Source organism: Chryseobacterium lineare, from assembly GCF_977014045.1.
Genome location: NZ_CDRNIQ010000001.1, coordinates 293,484 through 310,815, shown reverse-complemented (window position 1 = coordinate 310,815; position 17,332 = coordinate 293,484). Strand labels below are relative to the sequence as shown.

General features: G+C 39.1%; 13 protein-coding genes. 5 read left to right on the top strand and 8 right to left on the bottom strand.

The annotated features are described in order from the left end of the window. Positions 1 to 13: 13 nt before the first annotated feature. From ACWNCI_RS01425 to ACWNCI_RS01415, 3 genes are all read right to left on the bottom strand, one after another. On the bottom strand, positions 14 to 4,735 hold the full coding sequence (locus ACWNCI_RS01425; protein ID WP_449386882.1) for a beta strand repeat-containing protein: 4,722 nt from the start codon (positions 4,733 to 4,735) through the stop codon (positions 14 to 16). 108 nt (positions 4,736 to 4,843) lie between these two features. Further along, positions 4,844 to 5,524, bottom strand: coding sequence for a hypothetical protein (locus ACWNCI_RS01420; RefSeq protein WP_449386881.1), 681 nt, complete (start codon positions 5,522 to 5,524; stop codon positions 4,844 to 4,846). A gap of 185 nt (positions 5,525 to 5,709) precedes the next feature. Beyond that, positions 5,710 to 7,209 carry a helix-turn-helix domain-containing protein gene (locus ACWNCI_RS01415; protein WP_449386880.1) on the bottom strand — a complete coding sequence of 500 codons (1,500 nt, stop codon included), beginning with the start codon at positions 7,207 to 7,209 and terminating at the stop codon, positions 5,710 to 5,712. Positions 7,210 to 7,607: 398 nt separating this feature from the next. Between ACWNCI_RS01415 and ACWNCI_RS01410 the strand changes: the two genes are divergently transcribed. Both ACWNCI_RS01410 and ACWNCI_RS01405 read left to right on the top strand, forming a co-directional pair. Then, positions 7,608 to 7,823, top strand: coding sequence for a hypothetical protein (locus ACWNCI_RS01410; RefSeq protein ID WP_449386879.1), 216 nt, complete (start codon positions 7,608 to 7,610; stop codon positions 7,821 to 7,823). Between the two features lie 66 nt (positions 7,824 to 7,889). After that, a complete protein-coding gene (locus ACWNCI_RS01405) occupies positions 7,890 to 8,264 on the top strand; it encodes a VOC family protein (RefSeq protein ID WP_346985890.1) in 375 nt (124 codons plus the stop codon). 158 nt (positions 8,265 to 8,422) lie between these two features. On the opposite strand, the gene ACWNCI_RS01400 is transcribed toward ACWNCI_RS01405, so the two are convergent. Then, positions 8,423 to 8,620 (bottom strand): LytTR family transcriptional regulator DNA-binding domain-containing protein, encoded by a 198-nt coding sequence (locus ACWNCI_RS01400; protein WP_449386878.1) that lies wholly within the window; start codon positions 8,618 to 8,620, stop codon positions 8,423 to 8,425. A gap of 199 nt (positions 8,621 to 8,819) precedes the next feature. After that, on the bottom strand, positions 8,820 to 9,260 hold the full coding sequence (locus tag ACWNCI_RS01395; protein WP_449386877.1) for a winged helix-turn-helix transcriptional regulator: 441 nt from the start codon (positions 9,258 to 9,260) through the stop codon (positions 8,820 to 8,822). A gap of 127 nt (positions 9,261 to 9,387) precedes the next feature. On the opposite strand from ACWNCI_RS01395, the gene ACWNCI_RS01390 reads away from it, so the two are divergent. The 3 genes from ACWNCI_RS01390 (at position 9,388) to ACWNCI_RS01380 (ending at position 14,446) form a co-directional block, all read left to right on the top strand. Continuing rightward, positions 9,388 to 10,179: an SDR family oxidoreductase gene (locus tag ACWNCI_RS01390; protein ID WP_449386876.1), complete on the top strand. Its 792-nt coding sequence runs from the start codon at positions 9,388 to 9,390 to the stop codon at positions 10,177 to 10,179. Between the two features lie 20 nt (positions 10,180 to 10,199). After that, positions 10,200 to 10,517: a nuclear transport factor 2 family protein gene (locus ACWNCI_RS01385; RefSeq protein WP_449386875.1), complete on the top strand. Its 318-nt coding sequence runs from the start codon at positions 10,200 to 10,202 to the stop codon at positions 10,515 to 10,517. Between the two features lie 806 nt (positions 10,518 to 11,323). Continuing rightward, positions 11,324 to 14,446 carry a glycoside hydrolase family 2 TIM barrel-domain containing protein gene (locus ACWNCI_RS01380; protein WP_449386874.1) on the top strand — a complete coding sequence of 1,041 codons (3,123 nt, stop codon included), beginning with the start codon at positions 11,324 to 11,326 and terminating at the stop codon, positions 14,444 to 14,446. A 288-nt stretch (positions 14,447 to 14,734) separates the two neighbouring features. On the opposite strand, the gene ACWNCI_RS01375 is transcribed toward ACWNCI_RS01380, so the two are convergent. The 3 genes from ACWNCI_RS01375 to ACWNCI_RS01365 form a co-directional block, all read right to left on the bottom strand. Beyond that, complete coding sequence (locus tag ACWNCI_RS01375) at positions 14,735 to 15,346, bottom strand: hypothetical protein (RefSeq protein WP_449386873.1); 612 nt, start codon at positions 15,344 to 15,346, stop codon at positions 14,735 to 14,737. Between the two features lie 103 nt (positions 15,347 to 15,449). Next, positions 15,450 to 16,469 (bottom strand): alpha/beta fold hydrolase, encoded by a 1,020-nt coding sequence (locus ACWNCI_RS01370; RefSeq protein ID WP_449386872.1) that lies wholly within the window; start codon positions 16,467 to 16,469, stop codon positions 15,450 to 15,452. Positions 16,470 to 16,635: 166 nt separating this feature from the next. Next, entirely contained in the window at positions 16,636 to 17,250 is a 615-nt protein-coding gene (locus tag ACWNCI_RS01365; protein WP_449386871.1) for a DUF2306 domain-containing protein, read from the bottom strand. Positions 17,251 to 17,332: the final 82 nt, after the last annotated feature.

Here is a 17,332-nt window from a genome sequence, read left to right as displayed (position 1 = left end):
TATTATAAAGTGATTAATATGTTACTACAAAACTCCATGCTCCCTGACCGGTACCTCCCAGATAAACGAGCGTACCAGAATATCCACCACCTAACACCGCAGGACGCGCCTGATCATAAAACAGAGTTCCGGATGGCGCAACATTGTCCCATAAAAAATTAGCTTGTTTATTACCCTTATTGACAATGTGAATGACCTTGCCTACGGGAATACCTGTTGAAGGAAGATTAATATAGATTATTGCTGCCGTTGGATTTAGACGTAGAAAAAAATCTGTAGCCTTTACAGTATAGGTACCTGTTGTAACTTCAGGAGATACTGTTAACGTATTAGATGAAGGTCCCCAGGATGTTCCATTATAGATTAATGACTCCCCAGCCGTAGTAGGTGCCGAAGAACTCACCGCTGTTCCCTGGATCTTGGCTACCGTTGTAGCATTACTGTTTGCAGAAGCCGTAACATCTCCTGTCAAAGCTGGTCTTTCAAATGAAGTCCCATTCAAAGTGACAGAAGTGGAACCGGTATAAGTGGTGCCAACATCTGCTGCTGGTTCCCAGGCACTGGTTGTCGTATTGTACTTCAATACCTGACCATTCGTGGGTGCCGTGGTAGATACTGATTTGCCCTGGATCTTAGCGACCGTTGTGGCATTACTGTTTGCAGAAGCCGTAACATCTCCTGTTAAAGCTGGTCTTTCAAATGAAGTCCCATTCAAAGTGACAGAGGTGGAACCGGTGTAAGTCGTGTTGGTATCGGTATCCGCTGCTGGTTCCCAAGCGCTGGTTGTCGTATTATACTTTAACACCTGACCATTCGTGGGTGCCGTGGTAGACACTGATTTGCCCTGGATCTTGGCGACCGTTGTGGCATTACTGTTTGCAGAAGCCGTAACATCTCCTGTTAAAGCTGGTCTTTCAAAGGCTGTTCCATTCAAAGTTACAGAAGTGGAACCGGTATAAGTCGTGTTGGTATCGGTATCCGCTGCTGGTTCCCAGGCACTGGTTGTCGTATTGTACTTCAACACCTGACCATTCGTGGGAGCCGTGGTAGATACTGATTTGCCTTGGATCTTAGCTACTGTTGTAGCATTACTGTTTGCAGAAGCCGTAACATCTCCTGTCAAAGCTGGTCTTTCAAATGAAGTCCCATTCAAAGTGACAGAAGTGGAACCGGTATAAGTGGTGCCAACATCTGCTGCTGGTTCCCAGGCACTGGTTGCCGTATTATACTTTAACACCTGACCATTCGTGGGTGCTGTAGAAGCTACCGATTTGCCCTGGATCTTCGCTACCGTTGTGGCATTACTGTTTGCAGAAGCCGTAACATCTCCTGTTAAAGCTGGTCTTTCAAAGGCTGTTCCATTCAAAGTTACAGAAGTGGAACCGGTATAAGTCGTGTTGGTATCGGTATCCGCTGCTGGTTCCCAGGCACTGGTTGTCGTATTGTACTTCAACACCTGACCATTCGTGGGAGCCGTGGTAGATACTGATTTGCCTTGGATCTTAGCTACTGTTGTAGCATTACTGTTTGCAGAAGCCGTAACATCTCCTGTCAAAGCTGGTCTTTCAAAGGCTGTTCCATTCAAAGTTACAGAAGTGGAACCGGTATAAGTCGTGTTGGTATCCGTATCGCTGGCCAGCGCCCATTTCGTGCCATCCCATTTCATAATCTGTCCGGTAGTAACTCCTGTTGTGGGCAAACCCAATGTGTATGGGCTGGAAGCAGTACCCGATCCTGATACAGATAATCCTCCATTCGTGGTGGCTGATGTTACCTCATTTCCGATAATACCATCTACTTCACTGGTAAGACCCGCATCCGAAGAAGGTTCCCAAGCACTGGTTGTCGTGTTGTACTTTAATACCTGGCCATTGGTGGGAGCCGTGGTAGATACTGATTTGCCCTGGATCTTAGCTACTGTTGTAGCATTACTGTTTGCAGAAGCCGTAACATCTCCTGTCAAAGCTGGTCTTTCAAAGGCTGTTCCATTCAAAGTTACAGAAGTGGAACCGGTGTAAGTGGTGCCAACATCTGCTGCTGGTTCCCAGGCACTGGTTGTCGTATTGTACTTTAACACCTGACCATTCGTGGGAGCCGTGGTAGATACTGATTTGCCCTGGATCTTAGCGACCGTTGTAGCATTACTGTTTGCAGAAGCCGTAACATCTCCTGTTAAAGCTGGTCTTTCAAATGAAGTCCCATTCAAAGTGACAGAAGTGGAACCGGTATAAGTGGTGCCAACATCTGCTGCTGGTTCCCAGGCACTGGTTGCCGTATTATACTTTAACACCTGACCATTCGTGGGAGCCGTGGTGGATACTGATTTGCCCTGGATCTTGGCGACCGTTGTAGCATTACTGTTTGCAGAAGCCGTAACATCTCCTGTTAAAGCTGGTCTTTCAAATGAAGTCCCATTCAAAGTGACAGAGGTGGAACCGGTATAAGTCGTGTTGGTATCCGTATCGCTGGCCAGCGCCCATTTTGTGCCATCCCATTTCATAATCTGTCCGCTGGTTACTCCTGTAGTGGGCAAACCCAAAGTGTATGGGCTGGCAGCAGTACCCGATCCTGATACAGATAATCCTCCATTCGTGGTGGCTGATGTTACCTCATTTCCGATAATACCATCTACTTCACTGGTAAGACCCGCATCCGAAGAGGGTTCCCAAGAACTGGTTGTCGTATTGTACTTCAATACCTGACCATTCGTGGGTGCTGTCGAAGAGACTGATTTGCCCTGGATCTTGGCGACCGTTGTAGCATTACTGTTTGCAGAAGCCGTAACATCTCCTGTCAAAGCTGGTCTTTCAAATGAAGTCCCATTCAAAGTGACAGAGGTGGAACCGGTGTAAGTCGTGTTGGTATCGGTATCCGCTGCTGGTTCCCAAGCGCTGGTTGTCGTATTATACTTTAACACCTGACCATTCGTGGGAGCCGTGGTGGATACTGATTTGCCCTGGATCTTGGCGACCGTTGTAGCATTACTGTTTGCAGAAGCCGTAACATCACCTGTTAAAGCTGGTCTTTCAAATGAAGTCCCATTCAAAGTGACAGAAGTGGAACCGGTATAAGTGGTGCCAACATCTGCGGCTGGTTCCCAAGCGCTGGTTGTTGTATTATACTTTAACACCTGACCATTCGTGGGTGCTGTAGAGGCTACCGATTTGTTCTGGATCTTCGTTACCGTAGGAGATCCTGATGTACCTCCTAAGTCACCTGCCAACTGAACAATTCCTTTAGCTGTGGTAGTGGCATCATTTGCCGAAAAAGCAGTTCCCGTTAAGGTAAGGCCACCACCGGCGGTGTATGTTGTATTGGTATCCGTATCAGCCGCTGGTTCCCAAGAACTGGTTGTCGTATTATACTTCAAAACCTGACCATTCGTGGGTGCCGTAGAAGCTACCGATTTGCCCTGGATCTTAGCCACCGTTGTTGCATTACTGTTTGCAGAAGCCGTAACATCTCCTGTTAGAGCAGGTCTTTCAAATGAAGTCCCATTCAAAGTGACAGAAGTGGAACCGGTGTAAGTGGTGCCAACATCTGCTGCTGGTTCCCAGGCACTGGTTGTTGTATTATACTTCAATACCTGACCATTGGTGGGTGCTGTAGAGGCTACCGATTTGTTCTGGATCTTCGTTACCGTAGGAGATCCTGATGTACCTCCTAAGTCACCCGCCAACTGAACAATTCCTTTAGCTGTGGTAGTAGCATCATTTGCCGAAAAAGCAGTTCCCGTTAAGGTAAGGCCACCGCCGGCGGTGTATGTTGTATTAGTATCCGTATCAGCCGCTGGCTCCCAAGCACTGGTTGTCGTATTGTACTTTAACACCTGACCATTCGTGGGTGCCGTGGTAGATACTGATTTGCCCTGGATCTTAGCTACTGTTGTAGCATTACTGTTTGCAGAAGCCGTAACATCTCCTGTTAAAGCTGGTCTTTCAAATGAAGTCCCATTCAAAGTGACAGAGGTGGAACCGGTATAAGTCGTGTTGGTATCCGTATCACTGGCCAGCGCCCATTTCGTGCCATCCCATTTCATAATCTGCCCGCTGGTAACGCCTGTAGTGGGCAAGCCCAAAGTGTATGGGCTGGCAGCAGTTCCTGATCCTGATACAGATAATCCTCCATTCGTGGTGGCTGATGTTACCTCATTCCCAACAACACCGTCTACTTCACTGGTAAGACCCGCATCCGAAGAAGGTTCCCAAGCACTGGTTGTCGTGTTGTACTTTAATACCTGGCCATTCGTGGGTGCCGTAGAAGCTACCGATTTGCCCTGGATTTTAGCCACCGTTGTAGCATTACTGTTTGCAGAAGCCGTAACATCACCTGTCAAAGCAGCACGTTCGAACGAAGTACCGTTAAGAGTTACTGAAGTTGAACCCAAATATCCTCCACCTGAACCCGAGCCTGATAATTTCTGCCATTTGCTTCCATCATAAAAATAGTACCCTGCTGCAGTAATAAATTCGGTTTTGCTTCCTACTACAGGTGACGATACCGCTGATGTAGCATAAATGATAGTACCTGTCTGTGCTGTTCCATATCGTGTATCTGCCGATTTAATTTGATCTCCGGTAAGACGGGGAGCAATAAATCCCTCGGGTTTACTCCCATTTGTTGTTTTTGCCGTAACATCCAAAGTGGCCTGAGGTGAGGTGTTATTTACACCTACCTGAGAAAAGGCAAATTGAGATGTTACAAGAGCTATTATAAAAGTTGTTTGTTTTTTCATCTTATTGTATAATTATATTTTGTTACCTGAGAATATTTGGTTTTTATATTAAAAAAATAAAATCACAGGTATTTTAAGAACTTATTAAAGATTAATGTTTTTAAGTTTTTATGCATTATCATTTTCTACATAAGATGGAGGTGGCCTGCAAAAGCGAAAAGTGCGCAGACCATGTGAAAATAAAATAGCTGATTGTATTATTTTTCCTGTATTATCGTAGAGAAATAATGCCCGGAATTCTTCAATCTTTATTAAACCAGCTATTTCTGACAATTTTGTAGGTAAAAAAGAGAATGCACCGAAACTTTGCAGTTGCGAAAAATAAACATTCTCTCCTGCTGTGCTGCTTTTTATTTCTTCGATAGTACCCTTAATTGGTTTCTGCCGAATGTTTTTGCTCTTCTTTTTACCGGCAAGACTTAATTTTTTATTTGATATTGGCTTTAGCCTGTTTTTATCTTTTTTATAAGAATAAACCACTTTTGCCTTGGATTCTTCTGTAAGACCATATACATAGGCATCTTCGTAAACATTAAGGTTGCTGCCAGAAATACTATCCGTCACGCTAGAGCTGCTGTTCTTATAGTCTGCAGCAGGAACTTTCCCATAGGTAAGGACGAATAGAATTGTCAGGAAACAGCCTCTTTTCATCATGAAAGAGGTGAGATACAAAGTGTATTGGTTTGTGGTTTCCAAGTTATAGTAGGGTGTTTTTTGATTTGATAAAACTACTATTAGTGGAAGTAAATAATTGTATAGTGTATTTGTTGCTGTTTCCTTTTTGCTCAATTAGACAAATAAACAAATTGGAAAAGCCAAATAAAACAGAAAGGGTAAGGATTTTGACCAGAGCGCCAAAAAAGATCCGGGGATAAATTAAAAGATTGGTTTACAGACAATATTGTAAAAATATCTGACAATAAAGCTGTAAGAAGTGTGGAGATGGTGAAATTACGAGATGTTTTGTTTATATATTAATTCAAAGATTTATCATTTAAAGCATTCAGCATGTCGATATATTCTGATGGGGAAATTCCTTTAATATTTTTAAAAACTTTCGTAAAAGTACTATGTGAAACGAAACCCGCTACGGTTGCCAGATAAGAAATTTTATAGGTTCTGTACTTTTCATCTTCCTTTAAAAGCCTTGCTATATAATCGATTCTTAATGAACTGATATAAGTACTGAAATTCATTTCCTTATTTTTGTTGATCATTTCAGAAATATTTTGAGGGCTTGTATTCAAATAAACCGCCACTTTTGCTAAGGTTGTATTGGGATTAAGATAGAATTCTGTTTTTTCATATTCATCTAATTGTTCCCTAAGATGCTGGTACAAATCTTTCTTAATTTTGGGTTCCGGGATAATATTGGGAGGATTTCTTTGAGGAGTGGCTGCTATTTGTTGAGGAGGATTTTTTATTTCTTCAACACTATCGTCAGAATTTCTTTTTTGAAAAGCATATGTTATACTTAACTTTAATTTAAAGAATAGAACAGAAGCAACAATAAGTATTAAAATAATAGCATATATAATACCGAGGTCAGTGTAGTACCCAAAACTATCATTTTTCTGTTGAATCGCAGTATTATCAATATCCTCTAGCTGTGCTAATGTTTTGCTCTGAAAAGATGAATAATAATTGCCCATTATTACATTTTTCTTTTGAAGATAAATAGATCTTATGCTATCGAAAGACAAATTCAGGTATTCAACATTCCTTTCATTCTGAAGAGGGATAATACTTCTATCATAGTAGACGAGGGCGCTATCTTCCTGGCCCAGCTTAGAATAGGCATTAGCAATATTAATATATGCGGCTCCTGTGTACTGATCATTATTATATCTCCTTATAGCTAGCTGTGCATAATATAAAGACTTTTTAAATTCTTTTCGGTCAAAATAGGCATCACTTAAATTAGTTGCTATACTGTGCCCAATAAGACGGTTGACATTTTTGTATTTTGAAAATAATTTATTGTATTCATTATTAGCTTTAGTATAATAAATTAGAGCTTCTTCTTTTCTGCCTTGCTTTGAACTGATCATAGCACTATAAAAAAAGAAGTAACATCTTCCTTCAAAATATTCTTCATTTTTTAAATACTTTTTAATATTCTGTTGACAATTTTGAAGCATTGCCTTGGATTTAAATTTATATCCTGTAATGGTATAAAGAAAAGCCATTCTGCCATAAATCCTGCAAGAAATTAATTTGTTTGGATTTTTAATAAGTAGTTTCTCTAATTCTAAAAGGCAATTGCCCATTCTGCTAATTTGTTTTAGCTCATACCAGCATTCCGCAGTATATAATAAAATATAGGGCCTATCATCTACGGAAGCTTGCTCAAAATAATCCTTACTTCTTTCTATAAACTTTGATGGCGACTCATTGGCTAATTTCTCATATCTTTCTTGACTAAATAATTGTTTAGTAAAAAAAAACAATAGAAAAAAAATAAATTTTGTCATGTTAGTGTTTTTGCAAATATCCTTAATAAGGAACTTTAAAACTATTTTTTGTCTTGTCAATAGGCAGTTTTTAACAAAACAAAAATATAATTCCACCAGTTTTGTGATTCAGTATTTATACTTAATTATGTTAAGTACTTAATTAAATTTTAATAACAATGTGTTAATTTTGTTTTTCAGCGATGTTTTAGCAATATACATCGTAAGAATTCTATAGCTTATGCTTTTAATCATAATAAACGCTAACATTATTTAAGTAATCCGATCTTTATTTTTATCTTGTCGAAATCAACGTTTTAATAAGTAAGAAAAGATGAAAAGCCTGATGCTTATTTTAAAAAACTTAAAAGATGTACATTTATTTAATATCCGTAAGTACGAGTGTTACTATATAAATAATGAAAATAAAAAGTTACATAAACAGAGATAAAACTTCTCGTATTGAAAATGACTATACTATTGGAAGTGTGACATTCGATTATTCTTTCTGGATTGATAATCAGATGAAAAATTACGGAAAAGAATTCTGGCATCTGATCAGGACCGACGGAGAATGGAAAATAATCAGTGTCGTTTTTTCATATGAACTGGCGGAATTTTATCCTGAAAAATAATGCTTTCAATGAGATAATCTCTCCAGAAATTCTTATTTTTAATGAAATAATTCTAATTTTCTATCAATGAACGCAAAACTTGATACGATAATGTTCTATGTTCAGGACATTAAAACTTTAAGAGATTTTTATGTCAAAAATTTCAACCTTATAATCATTGAGGAAGATGATATCTGGGTTTTATTAAATGGAGGAAATATTAATATCGCTTTCCATAAAATCGGAAAAAAGTACCTGGAAAGCATTAATCCGAATCATAAATTTGATAATAATGTAAAAATCATCTTCAATATCGACAGTAATATCGAGACCGTAAGAGATGAGTTTATGCAAAGAAATATTCAGATGCGGGAGATTAAAACCTTTGAAAACTACGACTTTTGGCTATGCGATGGAATTGATCCTGAAGGAAATGTATTTCAGCTGAAAAGTAAAAAATAAATCTTATTGGATTCCAGAAAATCACAGAACCTCTGCTTAGACATATTGCTCAAATAGCTTAAAAGGAAACTAATTTGGAACCAAAATTCCAATTACATCACTGCTCAAGGCATTTCCTAAATTCCGCCACTTTATTTTTGCTGATCAGAATATCGTCTTCACTTTTTGGAGTAACAATTTTGAGCTGGTTTTTTCATACGCCAGGATTTGCTTACAGCACTGATGTTGATGATATACTGCCGATCCGCTCTGTAAAATTTAAATTGATCTAATATTCCGGGCAATTCGCCCAGACTTGAATTGATAGAAAATGGGGTTTCCTGAATGGGTTTTGATATAAACGATATTATTTTCAAGGAAAAAGTATGCGATTTCGGTGGCTTCCAGAGAAATCAGTTCATCTTTATGATACGTAATGATTCTTTTCTTTATATTTTCTGAAGTTTCAGCATCAGAATCTTCTTTGTCAGGATTTGCGTAGTCTGTAGCTGGCTATTAAGGAGTACTATTTTGGTAGTTAATATTTTAAATTATACCGTTTTTAGGACTTACATTTTAATCAGTCTGTTCGTTTTCCTGCTTCAAAAGGCTGTCCGCTATTTGAAGTTCTTCCTCATGGGTAGCACTACCAATAGTTTCATCCCCCATTCTTTTCAGAATCACGTTCCTCAGCCTGTCTTCATTTTGATCACTCCACTGCCCTAATACGGAAATTACGGGAATTAAGGTATTCCCAAAATCTGTAAGAGAGTACTCAACTTTTGGGGGTACAACAGGATAGATTTTCTTTGTGATCAATTCATGGTCTTCTAATTCTTTTAACTGAATATTTAAGACTCTTCGTGTTGCATCCGGTATTTTACGCTGCAGTTCGCTCGGTCTCTGATGCCCTTGATGAATAAACCAAAGCAAACGTATTTTCCATTTGCCGTAAAGTACTTCACCGATCAGATCAAGACCGCAATTCAGGTTGGGTATTATTTTTCTCGCATACATAATGTAAAAGTAAGCCTATGTTCCGATTTGTACAATAGGTGAATAATTTATCCCTATATGAATCGTAATTCCGTACTTGTGCAAACTGTTTTTATACCCCAATTTTGTCCTATAAATAATTAAAAAAATGGAACAATTTAATTTCAACAATGAGTTATCTGGCAAAATTGCGTTGGTGACAGGAGGTACAAAAGGAGCAGGAGAAGCAATTGCTGAAAGACTGCTGCAAGCTGGCACAACAGTTATCATTACCGCAAGAAATGCCCCTGAAAAAGAAAACAGCAGCCTGCATTTCATTGCTTCCGATTTGAGTACAACAGAAGGAGCACAAAAAGTGGTCAGCGAAGTACTTGCGAACTATGGGAGACTGGATATCCTGGTAAACAACCTTGGTGCTTCATCAACACCTGCCGGTGGATTTGCTGTATTAACTGATGCAGACTGGGAGTCAACCCTACAGGCTAATTTGCTCGCGCCGGTTCGACTGGACAGAGGGTTTTTACCACAAATGATAGAACGCAAAACCGGTGTTATTATTCACATCGCATCAATTCAGGGTAAACTGCCTCTTTATGATTCCACTTTGCCTTATGCAGCTGCAAAAGCAGGATTGAGAAATTACAGTAAAAGCTTATCAAACGAAGTTACCCCTAAAGGCGTCCGCGTGCTGACTGTTTCGCCTGGATGGATTAATACAACTGCATCGGAAGCCTGGCTGGGCGAAATTGCAAGAAACGCGAACAGTACTGTAGAAGAAGCGCAACAAGGTGTAATGGATGCCTTGGGTGGAATCCCTTTCGGAAGACCTGCAGAACCTGCAGAAGTAGCTGAATTGGTTGGCTTCCTTGTTTCACCAAGAGCAAGCTATTTAACAGGAACTGAATATGTAATCGACGGTGGTACCGTGCCAACCATTTAATCATCTTAAAATATAATACAATGAATTTACCAAACATTATCTCAGAATTAGTAAAAGCACAAAACGAATTTGACAGTGCAGCGTACACCAATTGTTTTGCCGAAAATGCAGAAGTATTTGATGAAGGCAAAACCCATAACGGAAAAGCAGAAATTGAAAAGTGGATTGACAAATCCAATAAAGAATATAAAGCGACCATGGAGCCAGTAGATTATGACGAAAAAGAAGACATATTGTCGGCAAAAGTTACAGGATCATTTCCGGGCAGTCCGATTATTTTAAAATTTCATTTTGATATTGCGGAAGGAAAAATTCAGCATTTAAAAGTGACAGATTAAGAAAAACAAAAGAATCTCTCAAAACCAGATGATGTAGTGTGAGAAACGTTTATTTGAAAACTATTCTCTGAATGGGAGTCAAGAAAATTATTAAAAGAGTCCGTTTCACGAGTTGTGAGAAGGACTCTTTTTTATCCAAAACTTAAATTATGATTTAAACGGTATCATCCTTTCATGTTCAGTTTTTCCTCCTGCAAATCCAATAACTGCAAGTGTTTCCTAATGATATTTTCCTCCAAAAACAGTTACTTCAATTAAAAATATTTACTTCTATTCTTAAAAAATAATATTTTTCTCTTAAGCATTAAAAACCATTTCACCATTGATTTTTTTCTGCTTCATAAATTGAAAAACAGAACACTTTTATCAAAAAAAGTTTTAAAATAATTTTTCCTGAACACTTTCTATTTTTTCTTTAGTAATGCGGGTGTATAAAAGTGTTACAGAATTAAGGTGCTGCAACATCTTTTTTTCTTATATTTTTTCAAGAATATCGTCCTCGCAAGCATATAAAAATAAAGTTGTTATCTTTTTTACAAACAAATTTAAACACACAGTTGTACTATGTATAGCTCAATGGATCACAAAGCAGCCTGCATAATGGCCTACCCACCATTATGTTTGAAGATATATCCGGATGTTTTCCGAAATGTTTCCACCTACCGGGAAGTTGGTGTAATGTATTAGTACGGTAAATCCCCCCTCAAAGCAAATGGCATCTTCGTATGTGAAAGTTTGAAACTTGACATGTCAGAACATATTTTTTATATAAATTTGTTTATCAGTTAACCACGAAAACGTCTTTTATGAACTTAAAAATAGTAACCTCAATATTATTATCCTTATTCTTTTTTTCTGCAGCTGCACAAAACAACGATTGGGAAAACCCCAAAATTGTTGACCAGGGAAAAGAAAAGCCACACGTCACCTTCGTATCCTTTGATTATCAGCAAGATGCACTTTCCGATGATTACACTAAATCCGATAATTATAAATCCCTTAACGGGCAGTGGAAGTTTAGCTATACAGATCGATATAAAGAAAGGCCTACAGATTTTCACAAAACTATATTGGACGATTCGGGATGGGCAAATTTAACAGTACCTTCTAATTGGGAACTGAACGGTTTCGGTATTCCCATCTATACCAATGTCACCTATCCTCATCCAAGAACCCCGCCATTTATCGGTCCGAATAATCCTGTAGGTACCTACAGAAAAACGTTTACCATTCCTGAAAATTGGGATCAGAAAGAAATATTGCTTCATTTTGGCTCTATTTCAGGATGTGCTTTTATTTATGTAAACGGTGAGAAAGTCGGGATGACTAAAGCTTCCAAGACTCCTGCAGAATTTAACATCAGCAAATACCTGAAAAAAGGTCAGAACCTGCTCGCTGTACAGGTATTCCGCTGGCACGATGGCAGCTACCTGGAAGATCAGGATTTTTGGCGCTTAAGTGGGCTGGAAAGGGATGTTTATTTGTATGCTCTTCCAAAATTGGCTATATGGGATTTCTTCCTCAAAGCAGATCTTGATACTAAATACAAAAATGGATTGTTCAGTGCTGATGTAGATCTTCGCAAATTCAAAGGGAATGATCTTAAAAACGGAAGCTTGTCTATCAGCCTGCTGGACAAATCAGGAAAAGCCATTTATAACGAACAGGAAAATTTCAGTGTAAATGCAGATAGCATTCAAACTTTGAAATTCCAGACAACCATTAAAAATCCATTGAAATGGAATGCCGAAACACCCAACCTGTATGATTGTGTGCTCACGCTAAAAGATCAAAAAGGAACAGTAATCAGCATTATTGCTTCGAAGGTAGGTTTTCGTAAAATTGAAATCAAAAATGCAAGACTGTTGGTTAATGGAATGCCAATCTCCGTACACGGTGTAAACAGGCATGAACATGATGATGTAACAGGTCACACCACAACTAAAGCATTGATGCTGAAAGATATCAGATTAATGAAGGAACTGAACATCAATGCTGTAAGACTTTCACATTATCCAAATAATCCGCTATGGTATAAATTATGCGATCAATATGGGTTGTATCTTGTAGATGAAGCGAACATTGAAACCCACGGTATGGGTGCAGAACTACAGGGCGGGTTCGACACAACTGTACACCCAGCCTACCTTCCGGAATGGGCACCCGCACACACAGACAGGATTGTAAGAATGGTGGAACGCGACAAAAACCACGCCTCTATTATTATCTGGTCCATGGGCAATGAATGTGGTAACGGACCAGTATTTCACGATAATTATAAATGGATCAAAAGCCGGGACACTTCCAGACCGGTACAGTTTGAGCAGGCCGGACAAGACTGGGATACGGACATTGTAGCTCCTATGTACCCACGCATCGCCGATATGAAAAAATATGCTGCCGATACGACTAAAAAAAGACCTTACATTATGTGCGAATATTCACACGCCATGGGTAACAGCAATGGTAATATGCAGACTTATTTTGACATTATCCGGAAAAGCAAAAATATGCAGGGCGGATTTATTTGGGATTGGGTAGATCAGGGTATTAAAACCAAAGACGCTAACGGCAAGCCATTCTGGGCTTATGGTGGTGATCTGGGTGCTTTTTACTGGCAGAATGATGAGAATGGTGTAGCCGATGGGATCATCAGTTCTGACCGTACACCTGATCCTGGTGCTTATGAAGTGAAGAAGGTTTATCAGAATGTGATCTTTACCGCAAAAGACTTGGGTAAAGGTTTAATTAATATCGAAAATATCTTTGATTTTACCAACCTGAACCAACATGAATTTAAATGGGAGCTATTGAGAAATGGTGAAAAAGTAAATGAAGGTAAATTTGATGTTCAGCTTGCTCCTCATCAGTCAAAAGACCTAAAGCTTGAGCTTCCCAAATATAAGTCTGCTGCAGGAACCGAGTATTTCCTAAACCTCTATGTATATACTAAAACAACGACAGAAATGCTGCCTGCAGGAACGGAAATCGCCAAGGAGCAATTTGGTTATGCAGGATCTTATTTTGAAAAAGAGTCGGATACAGCACCAAAATTAGCGATCACAAAAGATGATAAGAAGCTGATTTTCACTGCTGGTGATGTAAAGGGTGAGTTTGATCTGCAAGCAGGAAAGTTCACACGATACAGCAAAAACAACAGCAATTTCAATAATTTCCCGGAACCTTATTTCTGGAGGGCGCCTACCGATAATGATTTTGGAAACCGCATGCCTTCAAGATTGGGCTTATGGCGTTCTGCTCATGATCAGAAAAAATTAAAAAAAATAACGGTTGCGGAGCAAACTGAAAACGGAATAGTAATTCAGGTCGAATGGCAACTGGCCGGCATCGATGTACCTTACCAAATTAACTATTTCATCCATAATAATGGCGACATACAAATCACTGCAACAATGGATATGACCGGAAAAGAGCTCCCTGAACTGCCGCGCTTCGGTATGCGTACTACATTGCCTGGAAGCTATAATAACCTCAGCTATTATGGAAGAGGTCCGTACGAAAACTATATTGACCGGAATAGTGCGTCATTTATCGGTATCTATCAGGATAAAGTAGAGAATCAATACTATAACGGATACATCCGTCCACAAGAGAGCGGCAATAAAACGGATGTCCGTTGGTTCACTCTGACCGATGAACTGGGCAACGGAATAAAAGTGGAAGGCAAACAACCAATTGCTTTTACAGCCATTAACCATAGTGTTGAAGACCTTGATCCGGGTCTGACCAAAAAGCAGCAGCATCCTGTTGATTTGCCGCCAAGACATCAGGTATTTTTAAACATTGACCTTAAGCAACGCGGACTAGGCGGTGATGACAGCTGGGGTGCATATCCGCATGAGGAATATCGTTTACTCGACAAAAAATACAGTTACGGCTATACGATTAGGTTGCTGAATGAAAAATAAATTACAACCCTATGATATGCAGAAGATCATTTCTGGAGATACTAATCGGATTGAGGTTGCAAAATTGAAATAAAGGCAAACTTAATTGAATGTGAACTGCATTATTAAAAGCAGATTCAAAATCGTCCTTTTGTTATTTTATACAGTTTAGAGAATAGCCTTTCGTTTTTTAATGCAGATTCACAAAAGAACTTGTATTATTTAGTGTAACAATAGAATCTCCAACCTCATCCGGTAAATTTATTTTCTGCTATTATTTTAAAATCCGTTTAAAAGTATTTCAGCAAATTAATTATGAGCATTTTTCGACTGTAAAATATTTAATTTGCCAGCCGCATTATTAGCCGTGTATTGAACATAAATATCCCCCATTTCCTTGCTGCGAATAACGTAGAATTTGATGGCCTCCCCAGGGTAGCCCATATCTCCTTCCTCACCCTTATTTGGGTCCTGCTTATTGTAACTGTCATATTCCTTCTGGGTTATTTCCCCGTCAAAAACCTTTACAGCACCTACAGATCTCAAGAGATCTTCCATACTTTTTTCAAAATAATGCTGAGAAAATTCCTGTCCCTGTTCTGCACTGATATTTGCTTTGTAAAGCTGCCCTTCAAATGCAGTCATCTTGCCATTTATCGGAAAAAAGCACACATCAAAACTCTTCTTCAAAGGTTTATTCATTTCTTTCAATCCTTTTGGCAAGATGATGAAAGGGAAATTGCCCAGATCAGCAGTTGAATAGGGAATATGTTCAATGTCAAACTTGTTCTCCGATCCTGCATCATTGGCTGGCTGTACTGTTTGATTGTTGGAAATTTCGTGGCCTTGATCTTCCTTTTGGGATTTATTGCAGGCAAGAATAGTAACTGATGCTAGAAGCAGAACGATCATTCTTTTCATATGTTGGTAATTTTATAAACTTGGGTTCTTTACAAATTTCGAAAAAAAATCTGAGATTTCTTGATTTGCGTAAAATATTGACAGTAAACAAACTAGATCAAGCTCAAAAACTTGCTGGCTTATTACTCTTTTTAACTTTGTCCACAATTTCATTAATTGCATCTTCAATGACCTTCGGCTGCTCCTGATTAATATAGTGACCACTTTTGGGCACCAGAATTTGTTTACTGTCAGTTGAAAGATGCAAAAGGTCTTTTTGCATTTTAGTCCAGGCATTGAGCATCTCTATTTTTAATTTTTTGTCCTTGATGGCTGCATCATAGCGTTTTTCATCTGCTGCAGTCAAAACCAGAAGAGGGATATTGCCGAAGGATCTTATTTTCGACGCCTCTTTTTTAATGGAGCTCATCTCGTCCTGTTCTTCCAACACCGCATCTGCACTTTTGAAAAGTAAGGCCGGCATTACGGAATTCTGATAGGTATATTGTTTTTCATTCGGGAACATCCCTTTGAACATCAGTCTCACAATTCCGAAAGTATTGGCAAATTTGAGAAAGCCGCCAGGCAGTCCTTGATTGACCATTTTGTATAATTCGGGAGACAAGTATCTTTTATCGTCAGGATATTGACTGTCCACAAGGATCACGCCTCCGACGTCTTCGGGATAACGGTTGACAAAAAAATGCACCAGTGTACCTCCAAACGAATGCCCCACAAGGATGTAAGGTTTAGGTACATTAACTTTTTCCAATAAAAGATGCAGTTCTTCGGCCATTTCTTCACCGGATTTTAGATTTTCACCTCTCTCGCTCCACAAAATTCCTGACCTGTCATATGAAATGCTCGTGCAGGAAATTGGTAATTGTTGTTGGATGTTGTACCACTGCAGATGTCCAGCGGGGTCAAATGCAGTTTCAAAGACAACGGTCGGCCCTCCGTTTCCTTTCTTATAATAATGCAGGAGATGGTCTTCAACCTCTGCAAAGTTGCCATCAGGTTTGATCTTATCAGCTTGATTTCGGGATATTCTCTCAAAAATAAATCCTGCGATGAGCAGTAATATAACCAACACGACCAAACCTAGTCCTATCCGTTTCACCGATTTAAAAACCCGTTTCATCATTTTTTGATCTAAATACAATTGAGCCATAATTTTTATATTTCCTAGTTTTTAATTTCCTTTTTTAATTTGTAACTCTTACCTGCCTCATCTTTTTGAATACTGTAACCATCTTTCGATCTGTTTTCATTTTCTCAAAAATTTCAGATTGATTTGAAAAGTGTTCAGGTCATTTGAACGCTACCTGCGATGATCTTCTATTGAAAAAATAAGCAATGAGCAGATTAGGAACCCAGCATAACCAGGCTACGGCAATGTAAGAATCGGCGGGGTCTCCTGTGATGATTTTCAATATCGGATACCAGAGTCTCAGAGTAACGGCCGCAAATGTACAGGCATAACTGTAGGTCATCAATTGTTGATGCAATATGACATTGGCATTTCTTGCCTGCATAACTCCACATAGCGTCGTTATCAGCCAGATAGACCCCAGAGATACAAACCCTATTGCTGATATTAGCCCTCCATTGGCATAAAACCCCAGATATATTGCGAAAACCGAACTAATGACCACAGCAATTGCATAGATCCTTCCTAAAATCCGGTGTATCCCGATATACTTGCTTCGAAATGAACTTCCAAACTGACGCCAGCCAATAAATAATGCCAGTCCTCCAAAAATAATATGGGCCCAAAATGCCGTTTTCCACAACATATTGTGAAGTATTTCTGGTGACTTAGAATTCAGGAAAGTATCTTTAGCTTCCACTAAGGCATACAAAAATGGATAGGCACTTATAAGCAATGCCAACACAGCAATAATTACAAATAATAATTTTCTCATTGTGAGCTGATTAATTTTTTTTGTAAAAATGAGGATTAAAAAGCTTCCAATCGTCCCATAATGAAAGGTGGTACAAACCCCT

What these genes read in the sequence shown, in the direction of transcription:
- ACWNCI_RS01425 (WP_449386882.1), bottom strand. Translation starts at nt 4,735, where the DNA reads ATGAAAAAACAAACAACTTTTATAATAGCTCTTGTAACATCTCAATTT.
- ACWNCI_RS01415 (WP_449386880.1), bottom strand. Translation starts at nt 7,209, where the DNA reads ATGACAAAATTTATTTTTTTTCTATTGTTTTTTTTTACTAAACAATTA.
- ACWNCI_RS01410 (WP_449386879.1), top strand. Translation starts at nt 7,608, where the DNA reads ATGAAAATAAAAAGTTACATAAACAGAGATAAAACTTCTCGTATTGAA.
- ACWNCI_RS01405 (WP_346985890.1), top strand. Translation starts at nt 7,890, where the DNA reads ATGAACGCAAAACTTGATACGATAATGTTCTATGTTCAGGACATTAAA.
- ACWNCI_RS01395 (WP_449386877.1), bottom strand. Translation starts at nt 9,260, where the DNA reads ATGTATGCGAGAAAAATAATACCCAACCTGAATTGCGGTCTTGATCTG.
- ACWNCI_RS01390 (WP_449386876.1), top strand. Translation starts at nt 9,388, where the DNA reads ATGGAACAATTTAATTTCAACAATGAGTTATCTGGCAAAATTGCGTTG.
- ACWNCI_RS01385 (WP_449386875.1), top strand. Translation starts at nt 10,200, where the DNA reads ATGAATTTACCAAACATTATCTCAGAATTAGTAAAAGCACAAAACGAA.
- ACWNCI_RS01380 (WP_449386874.1), top strand. Translation starts at nt 11,324, where the DNA reads ATGAACTTAAAAATAGTAACCTCAATATTATTATCCTTATTCTTTTTT.
- ACWNCI_RS01375 (WP_449386873.1), bottom strand. Translation starts at nt 15,346, where the DNA reads ATGAAAAGAATGATCGTTCTGCTTCTAGCATCAGTTACTATTCTTGCC.
- ACWNCI_RS01370 (WP_449386872.1), bottom strand. Translation starts at nt 16,469, where the DNA reads ATGATGAAACGGGTTTTTAAATCGGTGAAACGGATAGGACTAGGTTTG.
- ACWNCI_RS01365 (WP_449386871.1), bottom strand. Translation starts at nt 17,250, where the DNA reads ATGAGAAAATTATTATTTGTAATTATTGCTGTGTTGGCATTGCTTATA.